Source organism: Sphingosinicella xenopeptidilytica (assembly GCF_042676985.1).
Classification (GTDB): Bacteria; Pseudomonadota; Alphaproteobacteria; order Sphingomonadales; family Sphingomonadaceae; genus Sphingosinicella; species Sphingosinicella xenopeptidilytica.
This window is the reverse complement of sequence record NZ_JBHTIK010000004.1, coordinates 39,821-66,190: the sequence shown is the minus strand read 5'-3', so window position 1 is coordinate 66,190 and position 26,370 is coordinate 39,821. Positions and strand designations below refer to the sequence as shown.

The 26,370-nt window shown below is 65.7% G+C and carries 23 protein-coding genes; 8 read left to right on the top strand and 15 right to left on the bottom strand.

Features of this window, described 5'->3' with window-relative positions:
* Positions 1-11: 11 nt before the first annotated feature.
* Positions 12-299 carry a co-chaperone GroES gene (gene groES, locus ACFQ00_RS06785; RefSeq protein ID WP_121048033.1) on the bottom strand — a complete coding sequence of 96 codons (288 nt, stop codon included), beginning with the start codon at positions 297-299 and terminating at the stop codon, positions 12-14.
* A gap of 198 nt (positions 300-497) precedes the next feature.
* Between groES and sppA the strand changes: the two genes are divergently transcribed.
* Entirely contained in the window at positions 498-2,378 is a 1,881-nt protein-coding gene (gene sppA, locus ACFQ00_RS06780; RefSeq protein WP_381488098.1) for a signal peptide peptidase SppA, read from the top strand.
* A gap of 75 nt (positions 2,379-2,453) precedes the next feature.
* Complete coding sequence (locus ACFQ00_RS06775) at positions 2,454-2,855, top strand: hypothetical protein (protein WP_381488095.1); 402 nt, start codon at positions 2,454-2,456, stop codon at positions 2,853-2,855.
* A gap of 37 nt (positions 2,856-2,892) precedes the next feature.
* Here ACFQ00_RS06775 and lpdA read toward each other — a convergent pair whose 3' ends face one another.
* Positions 2,893-4,287: a dihydrolipoyl dehydrogenase gene (gene lpdA / locus ACFQ00_RS06770; protein WP_381488092.1), complete on the bottom strand. Its 1,395-nt coding sequence runs from the start codon at positions 4,285-4,287 to the stop codon at positions 2,893-2,895.
* 141 nt (positions 4,288-4,428) lie between these two features.
* Here lpdA and ACFQ00_RS06765 point away from each other — a divergent pair, with 141 nt between their 5' ends.
* Positions 4,429-5,223, top strand: coding sequence for a putative 2OG-Fe(II) oxygenase (locus ACFQ00_RS06765; RefSeq protein WP_381488089.1), 795 nt, complete (start codon positions 4,429-4,431; stop codon positions 5,221-5,223).
* Here the strand turns inward: ACFQ00_RS06765 and odhB are convergent.
* From odhB to ACFQ00_RS06725, 8 genes are all read right to left on the bottom strand, one after another.
* Entirely contained in the window at positions 5,220-6,389 is a 1,170-nt protein-coding gene (gene odhB / locus ACFQ00_RS06760; RefSeq protein WP_381488086.1) for a 2-oxoglutarate dehydrogenase complex dihydrolipoyllysine-residue succinyltransferase, read from the bottom strand. The two genes, ACFQ00_RS06765 and odhB, sit on opposite strands and share 4 nt — an antisense overlap.
* Positions 6,390-6,398: 9 nt before the next feature.
* Positions 6,399-9,287 carry a 2-oxoglutarate dehydrogenase E1 component gene (locus ACFQ00_RS06755; RefSeq protein WP_381488083.1) on the bottom strand — a complete coding sequence of 963 codons (2,889 nt, stop codon included), beginning with the start codon at positions 9,285-9,287 and terminating at the stop codon, positions 6,399-6,401.
* Positions 9,288-9,383: 96 nt separating this feature from the next.
* Positions 9,384-10,259, bottom strand: coding sequence for a succinate--CoA ligase subunit alpha (sucD, locus tag ACFQ00_RS06750; protein WP_381488080.1), 876 nt, complete (start codon positions 10,257-10,259; stop codon positions 9,384-9,386).
* Between the two features lie 4 nt (positions 10,260-10,263).
* Positions 10,264-11,463 carry an ADP-forming succinate--CoA ligase subunit beta gene (sucC, locus tag ACFQ00_RS06745; protein WP_374598910.1) on the bottom strand — a complete coding sequence of 400 codons (1,200 nt, stop codon included), beginning with the start codon at positions 11,461-11,463 and terminating at the stop codon, positions 10,264-10,266.
* Positions 11,464-11,472: 9 nt separating this feature from the next.
* A complete protein-coding gene (gene mdh / locus ACFQ00_RS06740) occupies positions 11,473-12,435 on the bottom strand; it encodes a malate dehydrogenase (protein ID WP_381488076.1) in 963 nt (320 codons plus the stop codon).
* A 159-nt stretch (positions 12,436-12,594) separates the two neighbouring features.
* Positions 12,595-13,716 carry a cell division protein ZapE gene (gene zapE, locus ACFQ00_RS06735; protein ID WP_381488073.1) on the bottom strand — a complete coding sequence of 374 codons (1,122 nt, stop codon included), beginning with the start codon at positions 13,714-13,716 and terminating at the stop codon, positions 12,595-12,597.
* Positions 13,713-14,144, bottom strand: coding sequence for a PaaI family thioesterase (locus ACFQ00_RS06730; RefSeq protein WP_374598904.1), 432 nt, complete (start codon positions 14,142-14,144; stop codon positions 13,713-13,715). Before ACFQ00_RS06730 ends, zapE begins: the two co-directional genes overlap by 4 nt.
* A 10-nt stretch (positions 14,145-14,154) precedes the next feature.
* Positions 14,155-14,904 (bottom strand): ParA family protein, encoded by a 750-nt coding sequence (locus ACFQ00_RS06725; RefSeq protein ID WP_374598902.1) that lies wholly within the window; start codon positions 14,902-14,904, stop codon positions 14,155-14,157.
* An 84-nt stretch (positions 14,905-14,988) separates the two neighbouring features.
* Here ACFQ00_RS06725 and ACFQ00_RS06720 point away from each other — a divergent pair, with 84 nt between their 5' ends.
* Entirely contained in the window at positions 14,989-16,275 is a 1,287-nt protein-coding gene (locus tag ACFQ00_RS06720; protein WP_381488069.1) for a serine hydrolase domain-containing protein, read from the top strand.
* A 140-nt stretch (positions 16,276-16,415) separates the two neighbouring features.
* Here the strand turns inward: ACFQ00_RS06720 and ACFQ00_RS06715 are convergent, their stop codons facing one another.
* A complete protein-coding gene (locus tag ACFQ00_RS06715; RefSeq protein WP_381488067.1) occupies positions 16,416-17,309 on the bottom strand; it encodes a prephenate dehydratase in 894 nt (297 codons plus the stop codon).
* A gap of 148 nt (positions 17,310-17,457) precedes the next feature.
* Between ACFQ00_RS06715 and ACFQ00_RS06710 the strand changes: the two genes are divergently transcribed.
* Complete coding sequence (locus ACFQ00_RS06710; protein WP_381488063.1) at positions 17,458-18,108, top strand: c-type cytochrome; 651 nt, start codon at positions 17,458-17,460, stop codon at positions 18,106-18,108.
* Here the strand turns inward: ACFQ00_RS06710 and ACFQ00_RS06705 are convergent.
* Genes ACFQ00_RS06705 through ACFQ00_RS06695 form a run of 3 tightly spaced genes read right to left on the bottom strand, consistent with a single transcriptional unit; the run spans position 18,105 to position 20,946 of the window.
* Positions 18,105-19,364 carry a DUF418 domain-containing protein gene (locus ACFQ00_RS06705; RefSeq protein WP_381488061.1) on the bottom strand — a complete coding sequence of 420 codons (1,260 nt, stop codon included), beginning with the start codon at positions 19,362-19,364 and terminating at the stop codon, positions 18,105-18,107. The two genes, ACFQ00_RS06710 and ACFQ00_RS06705, sit on opposite strands and share 4 nt — an antisense overlap.
* Before the next feature lie 38 nt (positions 19,365-19,402).
* On the bottom strand, positions 19,403-20,281 hold the full coding sequence (locus ACFQ00_RS06700) for an LOG family protein (protein WP_381488058.1): 879 nt from the start codon (positions 20,279-20,281) through the stop codon (positions 19,403-19,405).
* A gap of 32 nt (positions 20,282-20,313) precedes the next feature.
* Complete coding sequence (locus ACFQ00_RS06695) at positions 20,314-20,946, bottom strand: extensin-like domain-containing protein (RefSeq protein ID WP_381488054.1); 633 nt, start codon at positions 20,944-20,946, stop codon at positions 20,314-20,316.
* Positions 20,947-21,108: 162 nt separating this feature from the next.
* Here ACFQ00_RS06695 and ACFQ00_RS06690 point away from each other — a divergent pair, with 162 nt between their 5' ends.
* The gene (locus ACFQ00_RS06690) at positions 21,109-22,254 is read left to right on the top strand and encodes a diguanylate cyclase domain-containing protein (RefSeq protein WP_381488051.1); all 1,146 of its coding nucleotides are present in this window, start codon (positions 21,109-21,111) and stop codon (positions 22,252-22,254) included.
* On the opposite strand, the gene ACFQ00_RS06685 is transcribed toward ACFQ00_RS06690, so the two are convergent.
* Positions 22,251-23,399: an alpha-hydroxy acid oxidase gene (locus tag ACFQ00_RS06685; RefSeq protein ID WP_381488048.1), complete on the bottom strand. Its 1,149-nt coding sequence runs from the start codon at positions 23,397-23,399 to the stop codon at positions 22,251-22,253. The genes ACFQ00_RS06690 and ACFQ00_RS06685 overlap by 4 nt on opposite strands.
* Before the next feature lie 148 nt (positions 23,400-23,547).
* On the opposite strand from ACFQ00_RS06685, the gene ACFQ00_RS06680 reads away from it, so the two are divergent.
* Entirely contained in the window at positions 23,548-24,684 is a 1,137-nt protein-coding gene (locus tag ACFQ00_RS06680) for a phosphoserine transaminase (RefSeq protein ID WP_381488045.1), read from the top strand.
* Between the two features lie 89 nt (positions 24,685-24,773).
* Complete coding sequence (serA, locus tag ACFQ00_RS06675; RefSeq protein ID WP_381488042.1) at positions 24,774-26,351, top strand: phosphoglycerate dehydrogenase; 1,578 nt, start codon at positions 24,774-24,776, stop codon at positions 26,349-26,351.
* Positions 26,352-26,370 lie beyond the last annotated feature (19 nt).

The window sequence follows — 26,370 nt, the reverse complement described above, 5'->3', positions numbered from 1 at the left end:
AAAGCGCGTTCTCAGCTAACGATGCCGAGAATGTCGCTTTCCTTCATGATGAGCAGGTCTTCGCCGTTGACCTTGACCTCGGTGCCCGACCACTTGCCGAACAGAATGCGGTCGCCAGCCTTCACGTCGAGCGGGGAAACCTTGCCCTCTTCGTTCTTGGCGCCAGCGCCGGCGGCGACGACTTCGCCTTCCTGCGGCTTTTCCTTGGCGGTATCCGGGATGATAATACCCCCGGCGGTCTTTTCGTCAGCCTCGATGCGGCGGACCAGCACGCGATCGTGCAGAGGACGGAAGCCCATTCGTGTCACCCTCTCGTTCAAGTTTCGAATTCGGATATTAGCACTCACGCGAAGTGAGTGCCAACGCGGCCGGATATGTGCCCCACCCCCCGGGGTGTCAACGGCTGGCCTGTGAATTTTTTTGTAACGTCCCGGGGCCTATCCTTGGCCTTCAAGGCCCTTGCCGCTACACCGGCTCAATCCTTTTAAGGAAGCACTATGGCGATCCTGCGCGGTTTCTGGCGATTTCTGGTCGGCGTCAAGGATGCGCTCGCGCTCCTCTTCCTGCTGCTGCTGCTGTTTGCGATCCTCGCGCTCAGGCAAGGCTCCGCCCCGATCAGCGTGCCGGAGGGCGACGCGCTGGTGCTCAACATCGATGGCTATGTCGTCGATCAGGCCACGGATCCCGACCCCCTCGCGATGCTGACGGGCGGCCCGAGCCTCCCCGGCGAGACCGAAGCTGCCGACGTGATCCACGCGATCAACGCCGCCGCGAAGGACAAGCGCGTGAAGACGCTTGTTCTCGATCTCGATGGCTTCTGGGGCGGCGGCCTTGCGAACCTGCAGTCGATCGGCTCGGCGCTCACCGCGTTCAAGACGAGCGGCAAGAAGGTCTACGCCTTCTCCTCCGCTTACCTTGACGACGGCTACTACCTCGCCGCGCACGCCGACGAGGTGTGGCTCGCTCCCCTCGGCGCGGTGCTGCTCACCGGCCCCGGCGGATCGGGCCTGTATTTCAAGGACGCGCTCGACAAGCTGAAGGTCGACGTCAACGTGTTCCGCGTCGGCACCTTCAAGTCGGCGGTCGAGCCCTTCACGCGCACCGAAGGCTCGCCCGAGGCGAAGGCCGCCGATCAGGCGCTCGTCGACAGCCTGTGGGAAACCTGGATGACGGACGTCTCGACGCGTCGCAAGAGCGCCGATGTCCGCACGTATATGCAGGCCCTACCCCGCCTGCTCTCCGCATCGGGCGGCGGCTTCGCGCAGGCGGCGCTCAAGGGTGGCATGGTCGATCACATCGGCACGCGCGTCGCGTTCGGCGAGATGCTCGCGAAGGTTGTGGGCAGCGGAGACAATGGCGGACCGGGCGGTTTCAACGGCATCGCCCTTGCCGATTATCACTATGCGCACAGCGGCGCCGGGCCGATCGGCGGCGGCGATGCCATCGGCATCGTCTATGTCTCCGGCGAGATCGTCGACGGCGAGGCGCCGTCCGGTACTGCAGGCGGGCAGACCATCGCGGGCCTTATCGACGAGGCGCTGACCGACGACAGCATCAAGGCGCTCGTTGTGCGTATCGATTCCCCCGGCGGCTCGGTCACGGCATCGGAGCAGATTCGCGAGGCGCTGATGACTGCGAAGTCGCAGGGCCTGCCCGTCGTCGCTTCGTTCGGCCCGGTTGCTGCAAGCGGCGGCTACTGGATCGCGACCGCCGCCGACGAAATCTACGCGCAGCCCTCCACGATCACCGGCTCGATCGGCGTGTTCGCGATCATCCCGACCTTCCAGCGCACGCTCGCCGAGCTCGGGATCAACGCCGACGGCGTGAAGAGCACGCCCTTCTCCGGCGCGCCCGACGTGCTCGATGGCATCACACCCGAAGTCGGCGCGCTGCTGCAGGCCTCGGTGGAGGATATGTACGCCCGCTTCATGCGGATCGTCGGCGCGGCGCGGAAGCTTCCCGTCGAGCGCGTCAACGCGATCGGCCAGGGCCGCGTGTGGGACGGCGGTACGGCGCGACAACTGAAGCTCGTCGACCATTTCGGCGGTCTCGATGCCGCGGTCGACGCCGCTGCGAAGCGCGCCGGGCTCCAGCCGGGCAAAGTCCGCACCGTGGACGTCGAGGTCGCCCCGCCGATCCCGCTGCAAGTGCTGAACAGCCTGTTCAGCAGCGACAAGGGCGAAACCGCGCCGCCCGATGCGCTTACGCGGCTTGCGCGTGTGCAGCAGTTCAGGAGCCTGTCGATGCTCGCGGAAACCAGCGCGATCGCCTCCGGCCCCTCGATGCAGGCGCGCTGTATCGCTTGCACCGGATTGCGCCCTGTGTCGGCAGTGGCAAAAACGCCGCCGCCCACGTGGTTGAAGTGGCTGTTTCACTGATCGGAAGCCCCCGGCCGCAGCGGCCCGGCTGTATGCCCCGCGCCACAGTGTGACATTTTCGTCGACGTTAGGAAGATGTTTGTCGAATCCGTACAATATTACGGAGCTGGTCTGGCGTATGAGGCCGCAGATGCGGTGATCGTGCCGCGAGGGGCTGGGGAAGAATGGACGAGGACAGAGGACGTGAGCCAGTCTCTACGCATAACCGTTGGCGCGGTGATGCTGGTGCCGGTGGTCGCAGCTTTCCTGCTCACCGGTTTCCCGGCCAAAGCCGCCGCTAAAGACCAGACGGCGCATCTCGCCGACCCGGGCGTACACACCCGCATCGATGAAAACGTCAGGCAAAGCTGCCGCAATGAACGGCAGGGCAGCGTCGAGCATTCGATCTGCCTCGCTGAACGCCGCAAGGATGCATGGCGTACTGCCGCCGAAACACGGCCAAGCGACCGCAAGCAGCCGTCGCTTTCGCTGCGCTGAAGCGAGTCGCCGTCAACCCAACCGGATCAGGCGCGGTTCAGACGTGGATGGCTTTGCCTTCCACGGCCATTGCCGCTTCCTTCAGCGCTTCGGAATGCGTCGGGTGCGCGTGGCAGGTGAGCGCGATGTCTTCGCTTGAAGCGCCGAACTCCATCGCCTGCGCGGCCTGCGCTATCATCGTACCGGCAAGGCTGCCAACGATGTGAACGCCGAGCACGCGGTCGGTGGCCGCGTCGGCGATCACCTTCACGAAGCCGTCGGTATCGCGGTTGGTCTTGGCGCGGCTGTTGCCCGCGAACGGGAACTTGCCGACCTTGACCGCGATGCCCGCCGCTTTCAGCTCGTCCTCGGTCTTCCCGACGCTCGCCGCCTCCGGCATCGTGTAGACGACCGCCGGGATCACATCGTGGTTCACATAGCCGACACGGCCCGCGAGGAAATCCGCCACCGCGACGCCTTCATCTTCCGCCTTGTGCGCGAGCATCGGCCCCGGCGTCACGTCGCCGATCGCGTATATGCCGTCCACCGCCGTTTCGAACTTGTGGCCGACCTCGATCTGGCCGCGCGCATTCAGCGCCACGCCCGCCTTTTCGAGATCAAGACCTTCGGTGTTCGGACGACGGCCGATGGAAACGAGCACCGCATCCGCTTCCAGCGTTTCTGCCGTGCCGCCTGCCGCCGGCTCCACCGTCACCGCAGCCGCGCCCTTGGCGACCTTGACGCCGGTGACCTTCGTTGAAGTGCGGAATTCCATGCCCTGCTTCTTCAGAAGACGCGCCATATCCTTGCGCACGTCGCCGTCCATGCCGGGGAGGATCTGGTCGAGATATTCGACGACCGTGACCTTGGCGCCGAGGCGCATCCAAACCGAGCCGAGCTCGAGACCGATCACGCCGCCGCCGATGACGACGAGATGCTTCGGCACCTTCGGCAGCGACAGCGCGCCGGTGGAATCGACGACGACCTTCTGGTCGATCTCGACACCCGGCAGCGGCGTCACAGAGGAGCCTGTCGCGATCACGATCGACTTCGCCGTATAGGCTGTTCCGCCCACGTCGATGCTCGACTTGCCTGTGAAGCGCGCGCGGCCCTTCAGCCAGGTCACCTTGTTCTTCTTGAACAGGAAGGCGATGCCGTCGGTCAGCCCCTTCACCGCTGCGAGCTTCTCGTCCAGCATGGCGTTCAGGTTCAGCTTCACGCCCGCGGTTTCGACACCGAACTTCGCAAGGCTGCCGTCCGCCGCGTGCGCATAGAGTTCGGAGGCGTGGAGCAGCGCCTTCGAGGGGATGCAGCCGACGTTGAGGCAGGTGCCGCCCAGCGTTTCGCGGCTTTCGACACAGGCCACCTTGAGCCCGTTCTGCGCGGCCCGAATGGCGGCGACATAGCCGCCGGGGCCTGCACCGATCACGATCACGTCGAACTCTTCAGCCATCGTCAACCTTGCCTGTTCTATGTGGGAGTCACGGATTCGTGCCGCTCTTACCGCAGTGGGTGGCGATTTAGAAGCGAACATGAAATGATAATGCCTGCGAAACGAATTTCATCGAGTCGCAAGGGGGGGTGTTCAGCCGGCGTGACACGTATCGAGTTCATCAATCGCAGTGCGGCCTCGAATGTCGCGAGCCAGGTCAACCTGTTCGCGGCGCCGCTGCTGATTTTCCGCTGGGAAGAGGCGGAATACTGGCAGGCGGAGATCCTTGCCGCGATCGAAAAACGCCGGCGCGCGTCCAAAGGCATGAAGCGCACCAACATCGGCGGCTGGCACTCGAAGCGCGACCTGCCCGGCTGGCAGGACCGCGCGACGCAGATGCTGACGCACTGGGCGGCGGCGCGCGCGACGGATGCGACTGCGCAGTGGCGTCAGGGTGAACAGCAACCGGCGCCGCAGCAATGGCGCATGGACGGCTGGGCCAACGTCAATCCGCCCGGCGCCTACAACCAAGCACACGATCACGTGATGCTCAACTGGAACTGGTCCGCCTGCTACTACGTATCGGGCGCGCCGTCGGCTACAGACAAGGGCGGCGCGATCGTCTTCGAAGATCTCTGGAGCGGCGTGCAGACCTTGCAGTCCGGGTCGCGGCGCAGCTTCCGCTACGCCCCTTCGGACGGCGAGATGCTGATGTGGCCCTCATGGGTTTCGCATCGCGTCGAGCCCCAGGAAGGCGACAGCGAGCGTGTCTCGATCGCCATGAACTTCCACAGCCCGTGGCTCGAACGCTCGCGCTACTGGACACACCGTCCCGGTTTCATGTGGCGCAACATGCCATGGCTGATGCGCCCGCTCGCGCGCCTGCGCGGCAGCTGGGACCAGAGCCCGGAAGGCGTGCCGCCGGGCTTCGATATCGACGTCGACGAGAGCCTTTAAAGGTCCAGCACTAGCCGGGTCGGGTCTTCCAGCGCTTCCTTGACGCGGACGAGGAAGGTCACCGCCTCGCGGCCGTCGATGAGCCGGTGATCGTAGCTGAGCGCGAGGTACATCATCGGGCGCACGACGATCTGGCCGTCCCGCACCACCGGACGCTCCTCGATGCGGTGCATCCCGAGCACGCCCGACTGCGGCGGGTTGAGGATCGGCGTCGAGAGCAGCGAGCCGAACACGCCGCCGTTCGAGATCGTGAAGGTGCCGCCCTGCAGCTCCTCGATCTTGAGCTGGCCGTCGCGCGCGCGGCGGCCGAAGTCGCCGATCGCCTTCTCGGTCTCCGCGAACGAGAGCGCATCGGCATTGCGCAGGATCGGCACGACGAGGCCGCCCGGCGAGCTGACCGCGACGCCGATGTCGGCGTAGTTGCGATAGACGATCTCGTCACCCTCGATGGCCGCGTTCACCGAGGGCACGTCCTTCAGCGCAAGGCAGCAGGCCTTGGTGAAGAAGCTCATGAAGCCGAGGCGAACGCCATGCTTCTTCTCGAACATGTCTTTGTAGCGGTCGCGCGCTTCCATCACCGCCGTCATGTCGACGTCGTTGAACGTGGTGAGCATCGCGGCAGTGTTCTGCGCTTCCTTGAGGCGGCGGGCGATCGTCTGGCGCAGGCGCGTCATGCGCACGCGCTCTTCCTGACGCGCACCGGCAGCAGGCGCCGCGGCGGCGGGTGCCGGGGCTGTCGCGGCGCCACGCACATCGGCCTTGGTGAGGCGTCCGTCCTTGCCCGTGCCCTGCACGTTCGCGGCATCGACGCCGGTTTCGGCGAGCGCCACGGTGACGGCGGGAGACTGCTTGGCTTCGGCGGCCGCGGCAGCCTTGGCAGGCGCTGCCGCCTTCGGAGCCGCGGCCTTCGCGGGCGCAGCAGCCGCACCGCCCGCTTCAAGGCGCGCGATCACCGCACCGACATTCACCGTATCCCCCACCGCGGCGAGCTGCTCCGAGAGCACGCCCGCGGACGGCGCGGGCACCTCGACCGCAACCTTGTCGGTCTCGAGGCTGACGATCGGCTCATCCGCCTTCACGGCATCGCCGGGCTTCTTCAGCCACTCGCCGACAGTGGCCTCGGTGATCGATTCACCAAGCGCGGGGATAACGACGTCGATAGCCATGATCTCTCCTCAACCTTCGATATCGTGGCCGAGCGCCTGCGCCACGAGCTTTTTCTGTTCGGCAGCGTGCCGCTTGGCAAGACCGGTCGCGGTCGCGGCGGCGGCCGCGCGGCCCGCGTAGACCGGCTCGGTCTTCACCCCGGCTTCCTTGAGCGCGCATTCGAGATAGGCGCGCACGAAGCTCCAGCTACCGGCGTTCTTCGGCTCTTCCTGAGCCCACACGACCGTCTTCAGCTTTTTCATCCGCTTCAGGCGAACCACGAGCGCTTCGAGCGGGAACGGATAGATCTGCTCGATACGGACGATCGAGGTGGCCTTGTCGCCCGCCGCATCGCGCGCGTCCGCGAGGTCGTAATAGACCTTGCCCGAGCAGAGCACGAGCCGTTCGATCTTGTCGTCCGCCGGCGGGTTCGTATCCGACTTGATACGCATGAAGTGCGAATCGCCGCTGAACTCCTCGATCCGCGACACCGCCGACTTGTGCCGAAGCAGCGACTTCGGCGTCATGATGATCAGCGGCTTGCGGAACGGGCGCAGCATCTGGCGGCGCAGCACGTGATAGTAATTCGCCGGCGTCGTGATGTTGCAGACCTGCATATTGTCTTCGGCGCAGAGCTGGAGATAGCGCTCCAGACGTGCCGACGAATGCTCCGGCCCCTGCCCTTCGTAGCCGTGCGGCAGCAGCATGACGAGGCCGTTCGCCCGCAGCCACTTGATCTCGCCCGACGCGATGAACTGGTCGATGATCACCTGCGCGCCGTTCGCGAAGTCGCCGAACTGCGCTTCCCACAGCACGAGCGTCTTCGGATCGGTCAGCGCGTAGCCGTATTCGAAGCCGAGCACGCCGAACTCGCTGAGCGGCGAGTCGAACACCTTGAAGCGCGGGTCCATGTCCTGCAGCGGGATGTATTTGCTGCCGGTCTTCTGATCGACCCACACGGCATGACGCTGGCTGAACGTGCCGCGGCCGGAATCCTGACCCGAAAGCCGCACGCCGAAGCCGTCCTGCAGCAGCGTGCCGAAAGCGAGCGCCTCGGCGGTTGCCCAGTCGATGCCCTCGCCCGCCGCGATCGTCTCGCCGCGCGCGGCGACGACGCGCTTCAGCGTCGGGTGGATCGAAAAGCCTTCGGGAACGGTGGTCAGCACCTTCGTCACCGCATCGATGCGGTCCATCGGCACGCCGGTGTCCGCCGAACGGCGCGCGGTTTCGGGGTCAGCCGGGCGGCCGAGCCCTTCCCAGCGCCCCTCGAACCAGTCCGCCTTGTTCGGCTTGTAGCTCGGCGCCGCCTCGAAATCCTTGTCAAGCCGGTCGACATAGGCGTTCGTCGCCCCCTCCACCCAGGCTTCGTCGATCACGCCTTCGGCGATCAGGCGCCCGGCATAGACCTCGCTGACCTTCGGCTTGCCCTTGATGACCTTGTACATCAGCGGCTGCGTGAAGCCCGGCTCATCGCCCTCGTTGTGGCCGAAGCGGCGATAACACCACATGTCGATCACGACATCGCGGTTGAACTTCTGGCGGAACTCGGTGGCGACCTTCGTGGCGAAGGTCACGGCCTCGGGATCGTCGCCGTTCACGTGGAAGATCGGCGCCTGCACCATGCGCGCCACGTCCGACGGATAGGGCGAGGAGCGTGCGAACTGCGGGCTCGTCGTGAAGCCGATCTGGTTGTTGATGATGAAATGGACGGTGCCGCCCGTGTTGTAGCCGTCGAGCCCCGAGAACCCGAGACATTCGGCGATGATGCCCTGCCCCGCGAACGCCGCGTCGCCGTGCAGCAGCAGCGGCAGCACCTCGTCACGCTCCACGTCGCCGCGCAGCGCCTGCGCCGCGCGCACCTTGCCGAGCACGACCGGGTTCACAGCTTCGAGGTGCGAAGGGTTCGGCGTCAGCGACAGATGGACGGGGTGGCCGTCAAAATCGCGATCCGTCGAGGTGCCGAGGTGATACTTCACGTCGCCCGATCCGCCGACGTCGTCGGGGTTCGAGGAACCGCCAGCGAATTCGTGGAAGATCGCCTGAAACGGCTTCTGCATCACGTTTGCGAGCACGTTTAGGCGCCCGCGGTGCGCCATGCCGATCACGATTTCCTGCACGCCGCCGGCGCCCGCGTACTTGATGACGCTTTCCAGCGCAGGCGCCATCGCCTCGCCGCCGTCGAGACCGAAGCGCTTGGTACCCACGTACTTGCGGCCAAGGAAGCTCTCGAACTGCTCGGCTTCGATGATCTTGTTGAGGATCGCCTTCTTGCCTGCATCCGTGAAGTGAATCTCGGCGTTGCGGCCTTCGATCCGCTCCTGGATGAAGCGGCGCTCCTCCAGATCGTTGATGTGCATGTATTCGACGCCGACATGCTCGCAGTAATTGTGCTTCAGCACCGCGACGAGCGCCGTGATCGTCGTTTCCTCGAAACCCATCACGCCGCCGAGATACACGCTGCGGTTCAGCGCATCGCCGGTGAAGCCGTGATATTCGGGGGTCAGTTCCTCGGGGAACGGGCGCTCGGCAAGCCCGAGCGGATCGAGCTGCGCCGCAAGGTGCCCGCGCACGCGGTAGGTGCGGATCAGCGTCATGGCGCGGATCGCATCGTCCGCCGCCTGCCGGATCGCTTCGACGGACGGCGCCGCGACGGCCCCGCCCTTCTTCGCCGCCGGCGCTTTCGGCTCCGGCGTCATCTGCATCGGATCGAGCGCCGCCGTCAGGTCGTCGGTCGCCGTATCCGGCCAGCCTTTGCGCTGCCACGACGGGCCGGAAGCGACGCTTTCCAGCCCCGCGAAGTGCCGCTGCCATTCCGGGTCGACCGACGCCGGATTGGCTGAATACTGGCGATAAAGAGATTCAACGAACGAGGCGGAAACGCCTTCGAGAGCGGAGGGAGGCTGGCCTTCGAAACCCATGGTTCCTGTCATTCCTGGCGTGCGGAGGGTCCTGCGCGCCTCCCTACGCAGGACCTTCCTAAAAAGCACCTAAAAACTTGACAATTTCGTGATGCCTTAGTGCCCGAGCACCTTCGCGAGCGTGGTGCCGAGTTCGGACGGGCTCGGGGAAACGACGATACCCGCCGATTCCATCGCCTTGATCTTGTCCTCGGCGCCGCCCTTGCCGCCCGAAACGATGGCACCGGCGTGGCCCATGGTGCGTCCCTTCGGGGCGGTGCGTCCCGCGATGAAACCCACCATCGGCTTCTTGATCGGATGCGATTTCAGGAACTCGGCTGCGTCTTCCTCGGCCGAGCCGCCGATTTCACCGATCATGATGATCGATTTGGTGTCGGGGTCGTTCAGGAACAAGTCCAGCACGTCGATGAAGTTGGTGCCGTTCACCGGATCGCCGCCGATGCCGACCGCGCTGGTCTGGCCGAGGCCGACCGCCGTCGTCTGGTGCACCGCTTCATAGGTGAGCGTGCCGGAGCGGGAGACGACGCCGACCGACCCCTTCTTGAAGATGGAGCCCGGCATGATGCCGATCTTGCACTCGTCCGGCGTCAGCACGCCGGGGCAGTTCGGGCCGATGAGGCGCGACTTGGAGCCCGAGAGCGCACGCTTCACCGGCACCATGTCGAGCACCGGAATACCCTCGGTGATGCAGATGATGAGCGGCACTTCCGCCTCGATGGCCTCAAGGATCGAGTCCGCCGCGAACGCCGGCGGCACGTAGACGACGCTGGCGTCCGCCTTCGTCACGTCCATCGCCTCGCGCATCGTGCTGAACACGGGGAGGCCGAGATGCTCCTGCCCGCCCTTGCCCGGAACCACACCGCCGACCATCTTGGTGCCATAAGCGATAGCGGCTTCGGTATGGAACGTCGCGGTCGCGCCGGTCAGGCCCTGACAGAGAACCTTGGTGTTCTTGTTGATGAGAATGCTCATGGGGTCAGGCCGCCTTCTTCACTTGCGCCACGATCTTCTTCGCCGCGTCGCCGAGGTTGTCGGCGCTGACGATCGGCAGGCCGCTGTCGGCGAGGATCTGCTTGCCGAGCTCGACGTTCGTGCCTTCAAGGCGAACGACGAGCGGAACCGAGAGGTTCACCTCGCGCGCCGCCGCCACGATGCCTTCCGCGATGATGTCGCAGCGCATGATGCCGCCGAAGATGTTGACGAGGATGCCCTCGACCGCCGGATCATTGAGGATGATCTTGAACGCCGCCGTCACCTTCTCCTTCGTGGCGCCGCCGCCGACGTCGAGGAAGTTGGCAGGCTCCGCGCCGTTCAGCTTGATGATGTCCATCGTCGCCATGGCGAGGCCCGCGCCGTTCACCATGCAGCCGATGTTGCCGTCGAGCTTCACGTAGGCGAGGTCGTACTTCGACGCCTCGATCTCCATCGCGTCCTCTTCGGTAAGGTCGCGGAGTTCGAGGATGTCCGGGTGGCGGAACAGCGCGTTGCCGTCGAAGCCCATCTTGGCGTCCAGCACGAGCAGCTTGCCGTCCGTCGTCTCGACGAGCGGGTTGATCTCTAGCAGCGAAGCGTCGGTGGTCTTGAACGCCGTGTAGAGCTGCTGCGCGAGCTTCGCCGCCTGCTTGGCGAGATCGCCCTCCAGCTTCAGCGCCGCCGCGACGCCGCGGCCGTGGTGCGGCATGAAGCCCGAGGCTGGGTCGATGCGGATGGTGTGGATCTTCTCGGGCGTGTGCTCGGCGACTTCCTCGATGTCCATGCCGCCTTCGGTGGAGACCACGAAAGCGACACGGCCGACGGCGCGGTCCACGAGCAGCGAGAGGTAGTATTCCTTGGCGATCGGTGCGCCCGCCTCGATGTAGAGGCGGTTCACCTGCTTGCCGGCATCGCCCGTCTGGTGCGTCACGAGCACGCGACCAAGCATCTCGGCAGCGTTCGACTTCACCTCTTCAACCGACTTCACGACACGCACGCCGCCCTTGGCGTCAGCGCCGAGGCCGTTGAAGCGGCCCTTGCCGCGTCCGCCGGCGTGAATCTGCGACTTCACGACATAGACGGGTCCGGGAAGCTGCTTCGCCGCCGCCTCGGCCTCATCAGCCGTGAACGCCGGGAAACCGGCCGAGATCGGCGCGCCGAACTTCGCCAGCAGCTGCTTGGCTTGATACTCGTGGATGTTCATCAGCGATCCTTATTTCAGCGAGCTGTCGAGGTTGCGGCAGGCGTCCATCAGTTCCTTCACCGCGTTCACCGACACGTCGAAGTTGGCCTTGGCCTCGCCCTTCAGCTCGATCTCCACGATCTTCTCGACGCCGTTCGCGCCGATGACGATCGGCACGCCAACGTACAGGTCCTTGACGCCGTACTCGCCCGAAAGGAACGCCGCGCACGGCAGCAGCCGGCGCTTGTCCTTGAGGTAGGAGTCGGCCATCGCGATCGCCGAGGAGGCCGGTGCGTAGTAGGCCGAGCCGTTGCCGAGCAGACCGACGATCTCGCCGCCGCCCGAACGGGTGCGCGCCACGATCGCGTCGATCTTCTCCTGCGTCGACCAGCCCATCTTGATGAGGTCCGGCACCGGGATGCCCGCGACGGTCGAATATTCGACCACCGGCACCATCGTGTCGCCGTGGCCGCCGAGCACGAAGGCGGTGACGTCCTCGACCGAGACGTTGAACTCTTCAGCGAGGAAGTGGCGGAAGCGCGCCGAGTCGAGCACGCCGGCCATGCCGACGACCTTGTTCGCGGGAAGCCCCGAGAACTCGCGCAGCGCCCAGACCATCGCATCCAGAGGATTGGTGATGCAGATCACGAAGGCGTTCGGCGCGTGCGCCTTGATGCCCTCGCCCACGGCCTTCATGACCTTCAGGTTGATGCCAAGCAGATCGTCGCGGCTCATGCCGGGCTTGCGCGGCACGCCGGCGGTGACGATGCAGACGTCCGCGCCCGCGATGTCGGCGTAGTCGCTGGTGCCCTTCAGGCGCGCGTCGAAGCCTTCGACCGGAGCCGACTGCGCGAGGTCGAGCGCCTTGCCCTTGGGCATACCGTCCGCGATGTCGAACAGGACAACGTCGCCCAGTTCCTTCATTCCGACGAGATGTGCGAGGGTGCCGCCGATCATCCCGGCGCCGATCAGAGCAATTTTATTGCGTGCCATGGGTCTCTCTCACTGAGGGCAATGCGTGGAACGCCGGCCGGACGACCGGCGAAAACGCGATCCCGATAGCCCCTGATTCGCGGCGCTGCAACCGTTCGTAAAAATACGCGCAGTGCAAAATTCTCATCACTGTGTGCGACGCAGCAAATGAGCCGGGCTTCAGGCAGTCCTTACGCCGTGCCCTTCGGCCATGTAGTCGGCCGACTGCATCTCCATCAGGCGGGAGACCGTGCGCTCGAACTCGAAAGCATAATCGCCGGCCGGATAGAGATCTCCGGGAAGCGCATCGGCGCCCATCAGCAGCTTGACGCGGTATTCGTAAAGCGCGTCGATCAGCGCCACGAAGCGCGTCGCCTCGTTGCGCTTCTCCGGCCCCATCTTCGGCACGCCGACGATGATGACCGTGTGATAACGCTGCGCGACCGCAAGATAGTCCGCTGCCCCCCGCGCCTCTCCGCACAGCCGCTTGAACGAGAACACAGCGACACCCTTCAGCGACTTCGGCACATGGAGCGTACGCCCGCCGCCCACGTCGATCGTCTCGGTGGGCACATGCGCGCGATCTTCCGGCGGGTAATCGGTGAGACGAAAGAAGGCTTCGGAGAGCGCGGCGGTCGCCTCTGGCCCGTTCGGCACGTAGTAAGTCGGCATCCCCGCCAGCCGGTCGAGCCGGTAGTCGGTCGGGCCATTGAGGCTCACGACATCCAGTTCCTGCTCGATCAGATCGATAAACGGCAAGAACAGATCGCGGCTGAGGCCGTTCTTGTAGAGGTCGCGCGGCGGTCGGTTCGAGGTCGCGACCACGGTGACACCGTGCCCGAGGATGGCCGTGAACAGGCGCGAGAGGATCATGGCGTCGGCGACGTTCGTCACCTGAAGCTCGTCGAAGGCGAGCAGGCGCACGCCCCTCGCGATGTCCTCGGCTACGCGCAGGATGGGGTCGTCGACGTTCTGCTCGCGCCATTTGTGCAGCGCGGTGTGGACCTCCAGCATGAAGGCATGGAAATGCACGCGGCGTTTGGGGACGGCGGGCGCGGCCTCGTAGAAGAGGTCCATCAGCATCGATTTGCCGCGGCCGACCGCACCCCACATGTAGATGCCGCGCGGGCGCACGCTCTCCGCCTTGCCGAACAGGCGGGAAAGCAGGCCGTTCTTCGTCGGCGGACCCGCGCGCAGTTCGGCTTCGAGCTTCTGGAGCCGCGCGGCGGCGGCGGCCTGATCGGGATCGGCCTTCAGTTCATTCGCCGCGATCAGCGCGCGGTACGCCTCGACAACGCTCAACGCGGCGCGACCTTCCTCAGCACGCCGGAGAACGAGGCGATCGGCCCGTCCTGCGTCACGAGACCACGCAGAAAGATGAGCTTGCCGGTTTCGCGGGTGATCTCGCCGGTCGCGTAGATATCCTTGCCCGGCACACCGGCGCCAAGGAACTCCGTGTTCAGCGTCAGCGTCACAGCCCGGTGTGCTGTGAGCGCGGGCGCAGCGATGGCAAACAGCGCCATATCGATGAACGTCGTCACATAGCCGCCGTGCAGGCGGCCCTGGTTGTTGCGATGCTTTGTCTCCGTGGGAGAGCGGCACTCGACGCCGCCGTCCGCACCGGCACGGAAATAGACCGGCCCGACGAGGCTCTGGAAACTGTCCTCGTCAAGCTGACTCCAGCGGCGCCAACCTTTGAGCGGCCCGTCCGCAATCTCTATGGTCGGCATCGCGCGGCGGTCAGGCCTTTCGCGGCCGGGCGGGCCGGGTGAGCTTGCGTTCGATCGCCGTCACCAGCTTCGAAAACTCCTTGGTTTCCACGGCATCGGGCGCGATCTCGGCGAGCGGCAGGCAATAGACCGCCATCTCCTCGACCTTGCTCGAATAGGGGATCGCGTGAACGTCGGGGCAAGCCTCCAGCGTCTCGCGGTGCAGCGCGCGGCGCTTGTCCACCATCGTGAACACCGGGATCACCGGCGGCTCGCCCTTGTGGTGCCGCGTCAGATGCTCGGCGAGTTGCTCGTTGGTGCGCGCGGAAAGCGGCGACATCGTCATCGGCTCGACGATCAGGTCAGCCGCCCGGAAAATCTGGTCGGCGAGCAGGCCGAAGCCCGGCGGGCAATCCAGAACGACGCGGTCGTACTCGCTCGCGACAGCCGCAAGCCGCTTCGCCAGCAACTTCGCACGCTGCGATTCGACGAGCTGGACATCGAGCTTGCGCAGCGATTCGTCCGCCGCGAGCACATCGAGGCCCGGCCACTTGCTCGGCACGATATAGGCCTCGATATCGCCGCCGCCGCTTCCGGCGAACAGCTTGCGGGCCTTCTTGCTGGGTTCGACCTGCAGCAGGTCCGATGCCGCGCCCTGCGCGTCGAGATCCCACAGCAGCGTGCGCCGCTTGGCCTGCGTTGCGAGGAGGTGTGCGAGGTTGACAGCCACGGACGTCTTGCCGACGCCGCCCTTCAGGCTGAAGACTGCGATGACTTTCATGCCGCTCCGCCGTTGACGTCCTGTTTTTCCATGCCACTCATGTGGCATTTCTAAGCCACGTAGCCAACAGGGGAATCGCCGCCGATGACATTGCAATCCGGGCTCGACCGTCGCAGCCTCCTCGGCGGAATCGCCGCTTTCGGCGGTCTTGCGCTGCTTCCGGCCTGCGCCGCGACGTCCCAAACCGCTGCCCCCGCCGCCGCGCCCGTCCGCAACTGGGCGGCGTTGAAGGCGCTTGCCGAGCGCTATGTGGCGGAGCGCAAGGTGGCGGGCATGATCATCGGCGTGGGCAATGGCGACGCCCCCGCTTTCTATACCGGCGCGGGAACGCTCGGCTTGCAGCGCGAAACGCCGGTCGACGCGAAAAGCATCTGGCGCATCTATTCGATGACAAAGCCGATCACGGGCGTGCTCGCCGCGCAGATGATCAGCGAAGGTGCGCTCGGCCTCGATCAGCCGATCGCCGACATCCTCCCCGCGTTCAAGGCGATGAAGGTCGCCATCGACCCGGCGACCAGCCTCGAAGCCCGCCCCGCGAGCGGGCCGATCACGGTGCGCCACCTGCTCACGCACACCGCCGGGTTCACCTACCACTTCATGCCGAGCGCCGTCGGCAAGGCGTATCGCCGCTTCGGCCTGATGCCCGGTATGCGCACGGTCGGGCGCGAGCCGGGCGACGGCGAATCGCCGAGCAGCCTGCAGGCCTTCGCGAACGCCGTCGCCGAGCTTCCCCTCGTCGCCGACCCCGGCACGGCGTGGAACTACAGCATTTCTCTCGATGTGCTCGGCGCCGTCATCGAAAAGGTCGCGCGCAAACCGTTCGAAACCGTGCTCCAGGAACGGCTGCTGACACCGCTCGCCATGCACGACACCGGCTTCTCCGTGCCCGCCGCGTCAATGGACAGGCTTGCCACCAACTATCTGCTCCACAGCAACAACCTCGTGCCCGTCGATGCCCCGCCGAAGACCGAATATGCCGTCCCCGCCAGCTACCCGGCGGGCGGCGGCGGGCTCGTGTCGACGGCGGACGACTACATGCGTTTCATGCGGATGGTCGCGAACGGCGGCCACCATGGCAGCGCGCAGATCATCTCGCCCGAAGCCGCGAAGCTCGCGGTCTCGAACCTGCTCCCCAGGGGCGTCTTCTATGAAGGCAATCAGGGCTACGGCGCAGGCGGGCGCGTCGTCACCACCGCCGGCCCGGGCCTCATCCCCGGCAGCTACGGCTGGGGCGGCGCGGCAGGCACACTCGCCTCGGCGCTCCCCGCGCAGAAGCTCAGCGTCGTGCTGATGACGCAGTACATGCCGCAGCAGGCCTATCCGCTCCCTGAAGACCTCGGGAAAGCGCTCGCTGCCGATCTCGGCCTCTAGGACCGATCGACATTCAGAAGATGACGTGGCGAAAATGGTGGATTTTCGTGACCCGGAGCGGAGCGTACTAAAGGTACGTGAGCACCGGAAGCGCGGAAAGCCGCCATTTGCAGCCCGTCAGGGCTGAATGTCGATCGGTCCTAGCGCGCCCGCGCCTGCGGGTATGTCCCGAGCATCCGCACCCACTTGGTGTGGTACTTCAGCTCATCGAGCGCGCGCTCGACATTGGGGTCGTCGGGGCGGCCTTCGATGTCCACGTAGAACTCGGCGGCTTGGAACTGGCCGTCGCGCATGTAGCTTTCGAGCTTGGTGAGGTTGACACCGTTGGTGGCGAAGCCGCCGAGCGCCTTGTAGAGCGCGGCGGGCACCGAGCGCACTTCGAACAGCAGCGAGGTCATGGCCGGAAGTCCCGCCTCCGGCATCAACGGCTCCCGGGCCAGCGAAACGAAGCGCGTGGTGTTGTGCGCCTCGTCCTCGATCCCCTCGGCGAGCGGCGTAAGGCCGTAAAGCTGCCCGGCGAGCTGCGAGGCGACCGCTGCCACCGTCTTGTCCCCATCATCCGCGACCTTCGCGGCCGAGGCAGCCGTGTCGAACGACGCCACCGGGCTGATACCCCATTCGCGAAGGCGTTTGCGGCACTGGCCGAGCGCCTGCGGGTGGCTGATCGCGACCTTCACGTCCGAAAGCGCGGCGCGCGGCACGGCGAGCAGTGAGTGTCGCACGCGCACGAAATGCTCGGCGACGATCCACAGCCCCGACTCCGGCAGCAGGAAGTGAATATCGGCGACGCGGCCGTGCAGCGAGTTCTCGATCGGGATGATCGCCCGCCCCGCGCGCCCTTCGCGCACCGCATCGATGGCGTCGGAGAAGGAAAGACACGGCAGTGTCGGCGCACCCTGCCCCATCTCTCGCGCGGCCTGATGCGAATAGGCGCCGGGCGCGCCCTGAAAGGCAACGGCGGTTTCCGGCGTTTTTTCAGCGGCTTGCGCAAGCTCTTCAACGAGCCGCGCGGCGGATTCGGGATAGTTCTGCATCGCCGCGCTCTTTGCGGCGCGGGGGCTTCCCACGTCAAGCGCAGCCTGCGGCGATCTGGAGCTTGGCAATCCCGACTCCTGAAACTATGTTCCGCGCGATTTTGAACCGGGGGGCTTCAGAGAAAGGCCCCGCTCTTCGGAGGGCGCAGTGGACAGTTACGAATGGAACAAGATTATCGGCTGGGTGCTCGCGGCCGCGATTGCGGTGCTTGGCCTGTCGATCCTCACGGGATTCGTCTACGCGCCTGGCCACTCCGAAACGAAGGGCTACGTCGTCGAAGGCGTCGAGGTCGAGGCTGACGCCGGCGCCGGTGCTGCCGAAGCCGTGCAGCCGATCGCCGCGTTCCTCGCCACCGCCAACCCGGCGAAGGGTGAAGCGCAGTTCAAGAAGTGCGCTGCCTGTCACACGGTCAACAAGGGCGGTGCCAACGGCCAGGGTCCGAACCTTTATGGCATTCTCGGCGCCAAGGTCGCGCACCTCGCCGGCTTCGCCTATTCGGACGCCGTGAAGAGCCATGGCGGCAACTGGGGCTGGGACGAACTCAGCCACTGGGTCGAATCGCCCCGCAAGTACATCGCCGGCAACAAGATGAGCTTCGCGGGCATCTCGAAGCCGCAGGATCGCGCCGACCTGCTCGTCTACCTCAATTCGCAGAGCGACAGCCCGCTGCCGCTGCCGACCGCGCCGGCGGTTGCCGAAGCGCCCGCCGCTGCGGCTCCGGCCGACGCTGCTGCCGCTGAAGCTACGCCCGCTGCCGCCGCTCCCGCGGAAGCCGCACCTGCGGAAGCGACGCACTAACTCCGAATGAACGCTGGGCGCTGGCCATAGGTGAGCCAGCGCCACAGCCATTCGAGCGGCCCCATTCTGAAGCGGCCGAGCCACCACGTGGCGAACACGGTCAAAACGACCGCGATACCAAGCGCGATCAGCCAGCTCTGCGCGATCGAGACTTTCCCGTGTAGCCCGAGCGCGAAGCCGGGGAAAAGCAGCCACTGCCCGATCAGCGTCTCGCCGATATAGGTGGTGAATGCCATCCGCCCCGGCGCCGCGAAGATCCCGAGTACGCGCCGCCCGCCCACGGTCTGCAAAGCCGCAAGCACAAGGCCCGTGTGCCCCAGCGTCGTCGCCAGCCGCCCGATCTGGTAGGTGACCTCCGAAATCGGAATCGGCACCATGAACCCGGCAGCGACTGCCTGCTCCGCCTCGATGAAATTGATGGGAACACCGATCGCGTAGCCGACAAGCGCGACCTTGAGATAGGTTTCGCGCTGTAATCCGCCGCCAAGAAAGCCGGCCTTGAACAGCCCGGCACCCACCAGCATCGTCGCCACCGCATCGAGCGACCACCAGCTGAGCCCGGCAAGGTCGTTCCACTCACTGGCGATCGTCGCCTTGTAGGCGATGTTGTCGGCAAGGCTGCCCTGCCGCGCCGCGCGTGAGTGTGCATCGGCCTCAAGGTCGGGCTGGATCGCGGCAAGATAGTCCTGCCACGCAACGATGCGCTCGTCTTCGTCGCCCGCCCCTGCGGCGATCGCGGCCTCCGCGTGTTCGCGCGTGTTCATCCCTTCGACGACCGCCGCAGCGCCGATCGCGGTAAGAACCGCGATTCCCCCGAGCCCGAGGCCGATGAGCGCACGCGCCGGAAGGTCGCGGAACGGAAACAGGAACAGCCCGGCGATCCCGTAGATGAGCAGGATGTCGCCCGGCCACATCAGCAGGTAGCCGTGGATGAGGCCGAACACGATAAGCGCGGCCATGCGCCGATAGTAGATCGATAGCGCCGAGCGAGCACCGTTCGGACGGCTAGCGAGAATCACGAACCCCGCGCCGAACAGCAGCGAGAGTAGCCCGCGCATCGTCCCTTCGATGAAGAGTTGCTGTACCCACCAGACCGCGCGGTCGGAAAGCGCCCAGCCGGAAATGCGCGGATCGGAGGCGATACCGGGGACGCTGCCCATACCCCAGATGTTGAGCAGCATGATGCCGAGAATGGCGATACCGCGCAGAACATCGAGCGCCTCGATGCGTTCCGCGCTGTCCCGCGCTTCGCCCATCCCCCTCCCCGGTTCGGGCGCTGTCGTTCAGGTTCGCCCTAGCAGGGGCCACCCATAGCAGAAATTTCGTAGAAGCCCGCCACGATTTCCCATGCTTCTTCGGCCGTTTCCACGAAGTGGAACAGCGAGAGGTCGTCGCGCGAAATCGTGCCTTCCTCGGCAAGCGCCTCGAAGTTGATGATCCGCTCCCAGAATTCGCGCCCGAACAGCAGCACGGGGAACGGCTTCACCTTGCGCGTCTGGATGAGCGTGAGCGTCTCGAACAGCTCGTCGAACGTGCCGAAGCCGCCGGGGAACGCCGCCACGGCCTTGGCGCGCATCAGGAAGTGCATCTTGCGAAGCGCGAAATAATGGAACTGAAACGAAAGCGCCGGGGTCACGTACCGGTTCGGCAGCTGCTCGTGTTCGAGCACGATGTTGAGCGCGACGGATTCGCCGCCCGCATCGTGCGCGCCCTTGTTCGCCGCCTCCATGATCGAAGGCCCGCCGCCCGAGCAGACCACGAAATGCCGCTCGCCGTCCTCGCGCGGCAGCGAGGAGACGAGGTACGCGAGCTTGTAGGCTTCCTCGTAATATTTGGCCTTGGCGCGCAGCCGCTCGGCGACCCGCTTCTCCCAGTCCGTCCGCGCCGCCGCGACGAGCGCATCGGCCGTTTCGGGAGACGGGATACGCGCCGATCCGTAGAGCACGAAGGTGGAGGCGATGCCGTGCTCTTTCAGCAGCATCTCGGGCTTCAGCAGTTCGAGCTGAAAACGGATCGGCCGCAGCTCCTCGCGCAACAGGAAATCCTGATCCTGAAAGGCCAGCCGATAGCTCGGGTGCTCGGTCTGCGGGATCGGGGTCGTATTGGCGGCTACCGCCGCATCCTCTTCCGCCGAAGGGAAGGTGCGGTGCGAAACTGTGGTCTTGTCATCCATTCAGGCGTCTCTAGCGTCGAAAACCGCTCGCGTCAGCGGCAATATGGCCCGCGCCCCATATCAAGATGCAGGTGATCCTGATGGAAAGCGTCGCCATCGGGGCCGATCACGATGTTGAACCGCGCGCAGCCGGCGCGGTGCGCGGCGCGCAGGAATGATTGCTCGTCGCCCGGCCCGCGCCAGCCGGATTTCACCGCGACCGTGCGGCCATTCGCCAGCGTGAAGCTCGCGATATCGACCGCGTTCGCGCGCGCATGTTCGGAGAGCCGCGCGCCCGGCTGGCTGTTGCGTGTGCGGCAGGCATAGGTGCCGTAGCTCTGGATGCGAACGACGTCGGCGCCGAAATGATCGCGCGCCGCCGGGCGCACACCTTCATGCACCCACCGATAGAGCGATTCGGCGACCGGACACGAAACCGCCTTCAGCCCGGCGACGGGCACGCCGATATCGAGCAGCAGCACCGCGTCCTCGTATCCACACTGGCCTTCGACGTGCGGATCGAGCTTGCGGTACTTCAGCCCCGGAATCCGGTCGAGCCGCGCGAAGCAGGCCGCCGCGCTATCGGGCAGCCGCGCTTCCGGCGGCCGCTCGGAAACCGGCGGCGCTCCGCCCGAGCAGGCCGCAACGGCTATGAGCGACAAGGCGGAAAGAAAGCGACCCCACATGCCTCTCTTTTAGCGCGGCAAGCGTCCCCCGCAACCGGCCCCGCCGTTCTCGGTCCGTCGCATTTGACGCACACGTTAACCTTGCTTCAATCCGCATCGGGAAACGTCGCACCAACCGCTCCTGAGAGAGCTAAGGAAGAGTTGCGGGATAGTAGGTAGCGTATGAAACGGGCGTTTTTCCCGCGGGCAGAGACCGTGCTCGACGGCATCTATGTGGATCTGGTGCGCAGCATCTACGCGGCGCTCATCCCCTCGTTGATCATGACCGTAGGTTTCATCACGGGCGGCACCCTGGTGGTCCACCAAACCGGCGACATTACGCTCGCCCTCCTCGTGGCCGCCGGAACGCTCACGAGCCTCATCCGGCTCGCCGTCGCCTTTGGCGGCCGCAAGGAGGCGTTCGATACCGGGCTCGGCGTCGAACGCGCGCAGCGTCTGGAGCGGCACTTTGCGGCGGCGTATCTCGCCTTTGCAGTGTGTCTCGGCGCATATGGTGCGCGCGTCTTCATGCTGCCCGCAACCGAAGCGCACCTGTTTACCGTCGCCCTGCTCGTCGGCTACGGCGCCGGTGTTTCTGCCGGAATGGCGCTGCGGCCACGCCTTGCGATCGCCAGCATGGCCATCGGCCTCGTCCCCGGAATCGTTTCGGCCTTCATGGTGCCGAACGAGAGCTACTGGGCCACCGCCGCGATGATGACCGCACTGCTCGCCGGCGGCATCCGCAGCCTGCTCGATCGCTATCGTTTCACCGTGCGGGAGATCAGCCGGCGCATCACCTTCGGCAATCTCGCGCGCACCGACGGCCTCACCGATCTCCCGAACCGCCTCGCGCTTCGCGAATGGTTCGAGGAGCATGTCACCCTCAATTCGCGCGCCGGACTCGTCGCGGTCCATTGCCTCGATCTCGACGGCTTCAAGACCGTCAACGACGAGCTCGGCCACCCCGTGGGCGACGCGCTGCTCGCGGCAGTCGCCAAACGGCTCACCTACATCATCCGGGAAACCGACATGGCGGCGCGGCTTGGCGGCGACGAGTTCGCGGTCGTCCAGTGCGGCATGAAGCACCCGGAGGAGGCCGCCGTGCTCGCGCGGCGCATAGAGGCGGCGATCCGCCAGCCGTTCCGGCTCGGCGGGCGGGTCGCGAAGATCTCCACCTGCATCGGCTACGCCGTTTCAGACGACCGCGCCGAGGATCTCGAACCCCTCATCAGCCGCGCCGACGAAGCCCTGTACATCGCCAAGCGCCGAGGCGGCGGCATCGCCGCGCAGGTCGATGACAAGGCACAGAAAATTCCGGCTGCCGCCTAGCGGAAACGCAGGTTCTCGCGCGACAGATCCGCAAGCGTGCGCGCGCCCATCAGCTTCATGTCGCGCTCGATCTCGCCGCGCAGCTTGCCGATGATGCGTTCGACACCCGGCTGCCCCGCCGCGGCGAGCGCATAGAGATAGAGCCGCCCGCCCGAAACCGCGCGCGCACCCAGCGACAGCGCCTTCAGCACATGCGTACCGCGCCGGACGCCACCGTCGAGGATGATCTCCAGACGGTCGCCCACGGCATCGACGATCTCCGCAAGCTGATCGAACGGCGCGCGCGACCCATCGAGCTGGCGCCCGCCGTGGTTCGAAATCATGATCGCGCTCGCGCCGATATCGATCGCCCGGCGTGCGCACTCCGCGGACATCACGCCCTTCAGGCAGAACGGCCCGCCCCATTCGGCGCGAATCTGTTCGGCCGCCTTCCAGTCCATCGTCTGGTCGAGCAGCGAGGTGAAATATTCACTCACCGTCACCGCCGTGTTGCTGCCCTGCTTGATGTGATCCTTGAGGTTCGAAAGTTCGAATCGCTCACGCAGCAGGTAATTCAGCGTCCACGACGGGTGCGTAGCGAAGCTGAACATGCTGGCAAGCGTCAGCTTCGGCGGCGAGGTGAAGCCGGTGCGGAAATCGCGCTCGCGGTTGCCGCCGACGATGGTGTCCACGGTGAGCGCCAGCGCATCGAACCCGGCGGCCTTCGCCGCCTGGATCATGGCGCTGTTGAGGCCCTTGTCCTTGTGATAATAGAACTGGAACAGCTTGGGCGTGGAAATCGTGCGCCCGATCTCTTCGAGGCTCACGGTCGCAAGACTGGAAATCCCGCAGAATGTGCCGAACTTTTCCGCCGCGCGCGCCACGGCACGTTCGCCGTCGTGGTGAAACAGACGCTGAAGTGCTGTCGGCGAGAGGAACAGCGGCATCTCGATGCGCTTGCCGAACAGCGTGGTGGACATGTCGACCGTTTCCACGCCCGCAAGAACGCGCGGCACCAGGTCGCAGTCGTTGAACGCGGCCGTGCTCCGCGCCAGCGTAATCTCGTCGTCCGCCGCGCCGTCGATGTAGTGGAACACAGGCGCGGGCAGGCGCTTTTTCGCAAGTTTGCGGAAATCCGCGATATTGTGACAATCATTGAGACGCATTGCGAACTCCCCCGGACCTTATCCCCCCGCCTGTAGCATCGAGACCCCTTGCCACAAAATGGCCATTTGACTCTTCGCCGCGCATCTCTATGAGCGGCGGCGGGCCACGCCGTCCCAACGCGGCGCGCGCTCTCTGTAAGGAGAGATTATGACTGACGTTACGAAACCGGGCACCCTGCCCGCTCGCCCCCAGTTTTCTTCCGGCCCCTGCGCCAAGCGCCCCGGCTGGGATCCCCTGAAATTCAATCTCGACGTGCTCGGCCGCTCGCATCGCGCAAAGCTCGGCAAGGCGCGCCTGAAGCTCGCCATCGACCTCACCCGCAAGGTGCTGGGCGTGCCGGACGATTACCGCATCGGTATCGTCGCCGCCTCGGACACCGGCGCGGTGGAAATGGCGATGTGGTCGATGCTGGGCGCCCGCCCCGTCACGACGATTGCCTGGGAGAGCTTCGGTGAAGGTTGGGTCACCGATGTCGCCAAGCAGCTCAAGCTCAACCCCACGGTGCTGAAGGCGCCCTATGGCGAGCTTCCCGATCTCGGCACCGTCGATTTCGCCAGCGACGTGATCTTCACGTGGAACGGCACCACCTCGGGCGTCCGCGCGCCGAACGGCGACTGGATTCCGGCGGACCGCGAAGGCCTCACCTTCGCCGACGCGACCTCCGGCGCCTTCGCGCAGGACCTGCCGTGGGACAAGCTCGATGTCACCACCTTCTCTTGGCAGAAGGTGCTGGGCGGCGAAGGCGGGCACGGCGTGCTCATCCTCTCCCCGCGCGCGGTGGAACGGCTTGAAACCTACACGCCCGCATGGCCGCTGCCGAAGATCTTCCGCATGACCAAAGGCGGCAAGCTGATCGAAGGCATCTTCGTCGGCGAGACGATCAACACCCCCTCGATGCTCTGCGTCGAGGACTACATCGACGCGCTCGAATGGGCGGACGGGCTCGGCGGCTGGAAAGCCCTCGCCGCCCGTGCGGATGCCAATGCGGCCGCGCTCAATGCGTGGGTCGAAAAGACGCCGTGGATCGAAAACCTCGCGGTCGACCCCGCGACGCGCTCGAACACCAGCGTCTGCCTGAAGATCACGGACCCGCGCGCCGATGCGGAAACGCCGAAGAAGATCGCCTCGCTCCTCGAAAAGGAAAACGCGGCGCTCGACATCAACGGCTACCGCGACGCTCCCGCAGGCCTCCGTATCTGGTGCGGCGCCACCGTCGAGACCGCCGATATCGAGGCGCTGACGCCCTGGCTCGACTGGGCCTTCGCGCAAGTCGTTTCCAACTGAAACCGTCACCCCGACTTTAAGGCCGGGGTCCATCCCAACGTGAAGGAATACCGGCCCAAACCGGTATGACGATGAGGAAAGTGCATCCCATGCCCAAGGTTCTGATTTCCGATAAAATGTCCCCGAAGGCCGCCGCCATCTTCAAGGAGCGCGGCGTCGAGTTCGACGAGAAGCCCGGCCTCACCAAGGACGAGCTGAAGGCGATCATCGGCCAGTACGACGGCCTCGCAATCCGCTCGGCCACCAAGGTCACCGCCGATATCCTCGAAGCCGCGACCAACCTGAAGGTCGTCGGCCGCGCCGGGATCGGCGTCGACAACGTCGACATCCCCTCCGCCTCCGCGAAGGGCGTCGTCGTGATGAACACGCCGTTCGGCAACTCCATCACCACCGCCGAGCATGCCATCGCACTGATGTTCGCGCTCGCCCGCCAGCTCCCGGAGGCCGACGCCTCCACGCAGGCCGGCAAGTGGGAAAAGAACCGCTTCATGGGCGTCGAGGTCACGGGCAAGACGCTCGGCCTCATCGGCGCGGGCAACATCGGTTCAATCGTTGCCGAGCGCGCTCTCGGCCTCAAGATGAAGGTCGTCGCGTTCGATCCGTTCCTGACACCGGAGCGCGCCGAGGACATCGGCATCGAAAAGGTGGAGCTCGACCAGCTCCTCGCCCGCGCCGATTTCATCACGCTGCACACACCGCTCACCGATTCGACGCGCAACATCCTCAGCCGCGACAACCTGCTGAAGACGAAAAAGGGCGTCCGCATCGTCAACTGCGCGCGCGGCGGCCTCATCGACGAGGCGGCGCTCAAGGAACTGCTCGATTCGGGTCACATCGCGGGCGCCGCGCTCGACGTGTTCGTCACCGAACCGGCGCACGAAAGCCCCCTCTTCGGCACGCCCGGCTTCATCTCCACCCCGCACCTCGGCGCCTCCACGGACGAAGCGCAGGTGAACGTCGCCATTCAGGTCGCCGAGCAGATTTCGGACTTCCTGCTGTCAGGCGCCGTTACCAACGCGCTCAACGTGCCGTCGCTCTCCGCCGAGGAAGCACCGCGCGTTCGCCCCTACATCGAGCTTGCCGAAAAGCTCGGGCTCCTCGCGGGCCAGCTCGCCAAGGGTGCGATCAGCCACGTCACGGTCGAGGTCGAGGGTGCCGCCGCCGAGCTCAACATCAAGCCGATCACCAGTGCGGTGATCACCGGCCTGATGCGCCCGATCTCGGACACGGTGAACATGGTTAACGCTGTTCACATCGCCCGTGAGCGCGACATCGGAATCGCGGAAGTCCGCCACGAACGCGAGACGGACTACCACACGCTGCTGCGCGTGACGGTGAAAACCGAGGAAGGCGAACGCTCGGTCGCGGGCACGCTGTTCGGCATGAAGCACCCGCGCCTCGTCGAGCTGTTCGGCATCAAGGTCGAAGCCGATCTCGACGGCTCGATGCTGTTCATCGCGAACGAAGACAAGCCGGGCTTCATCGGCAAGGTCGGCTCCGCGCTCGGCGAAGCGAACGTCAACATCGGTACCTTCCACCTCGGCCGCCGCGGTCAGGGCGGCGAGGCGATCCTGCTGCTCTCGGTGGACGGCGACATCGCCGATCCGCTGCTGTGGACGCTCTGCAAGCTCGACGGCGTGAAGGACGTGAAGGCCCTTCGCTTCTAAGTAACGGTATGCGCGGCCT

Excerpts from the sequence above, each read along its gene's own strand:
- ACFQ00_RS06700 (WP_381488058.1), bottom strand. The coding sequence starts at position 20,281 with ATGGATGACAAGACCACAGTTTCGCACCGCACCTTCCCTTCGGCGGAA.
- ACFQ00_RS06685 (WP_381488048.1), bottom strand. The coding sequence starts at position 23,399 with ATGCGTCTCAATGATTGTCACAATATCGCGGATTTCCGCAAACTTGCG.
- serA (WP_381488042.1), top strand. The coding sequence starts at position 24,774 with ATGCCCAAGGTTCTGATTTCCGATAAAATGTCCCCGAAGGCCGCCGCC.
- ACFQ00_RS06705 (WP_381488061.1), bottom strand. The coding sequence starts at position 19,364 with ATGGGCGAAGCGCGGGACAGCGCGGAACGCATCGAGGCGCTCGATGTT.
- mdh (WP_381488076.1), bottom strand. The coding sequence starts at position 12,435 with ATGGCACGCAATAAAATTGCTCTGATCGGCGCCGGGATGATCGGCGGC.
- odhB (WP_381488086.1), bottom strand. The coding sequence starts at position 6,389 with ATGGCTATCGACGTCGTTATCCCCGCGCTTGGTGAATCGATCACCGAG.
- sucD (WP_381488080.1), bottom strand. The coding sequence starts at position 10,259 with ATGAGCATTCTCATCAACAAGAACACCAAGGTTCTCTGTCAGGGCCTG.
- groES (WP_121048033.1), bottom strand. The coding sequence starts at position 299 with ATGGGCTTCCGTCCTCTGCACGATCGCGTGCTGGTCCGCCGCATCGAG.
- ACFQ00_RS06695 (WP_381488054.1), bottom strand. The coding sequence starts at position 20,946 with ATGTGGGGTCGCTTTCTTTCCGCCTTGTCGCTCATAGCCGTTGCGGCC.
- ACFQ00_RS06775 (WP_381488095.1), top strand. The coding sequence starts at position 2,454 with ATGTTTGTCGAATCCGTACAATATTACGGAGCTGGTCTGGCGTATGAG.
- ACFQ00_RS06715 (WP_381488067.1), bottom strand. The coding sequence starts at position 17,309 with ATGCAGAACTATCCCGAATCCGCCGCGCGGCTCGTTGAAGAGCTTGCG.
- ACFQ00_RS06725 (WP_374598902.1), bottom strand. The coding sequence starts at position 14,904 with ATGAAAGTCATCGCAGTCTTCAGCCTGAAGGGCGGCGTCGGCAAGACG.
- sucC (WP_374598910.1), bottom strand. The coding sequence starts at position 11,463 with ATGAACATCCACGAGTATCAAGCCAAGCAGCTGCTGGCGAAGTTCGGC.
- ACFQ00_RS06680 (WP_381488045.1), top strand. The coding sequence starts at position 23,548 with ATGACTGACGTTACGAAACCGGGCACCCTGCCCGCTCGCCCCCAGTTT.
- ACFQ00_RS06755 (WP_381488083.1), bottom strand. The coding sequence starts at position 9,287 with ATGGGTTTCGAAGGCCAGCCTCCCTCCGCTCTCGAAGGCGTTTCCGCC.
- lpdA (WP_381488092.1), bottom strand. The coding sequence starts at position 4,287 with ATGGCTGAAGAGTTCGACGTGATCGTGATCGGTGCAGGCCCCGGCGGC.
- ACFQ00_RS06730 (WP_374598904.1), bottom strand. The coding sequence starts at position 14,144 with ATGCCGACCATAGAGATTGCGGACGGGCCGCTCAAAGGTTGGCGCCGC.
- sppA (WP_381488098.1), top strand. The coding sequence starts at position 498 with ATGGCGATCCTGCGCGGTTTCTGGCGATTTCTGGTCGGCGTCAAGGAT.
- ACFQ00_RS06690 (WP_381488051.1), top strand. The coding sequence starts at position 21,109 with ATGAAACGGGCGTTTTTCCCGCGGGCAGAGACCGTGCTCGACGGCATC.
- ACFQ00_RS06720 (WP_381488069.1), top strand. The coding sequence starts at position 14,989 with ATGACATTGCAATCCGGGCTCGACCGTCGCAGCCTCCTCGGCGGAATC.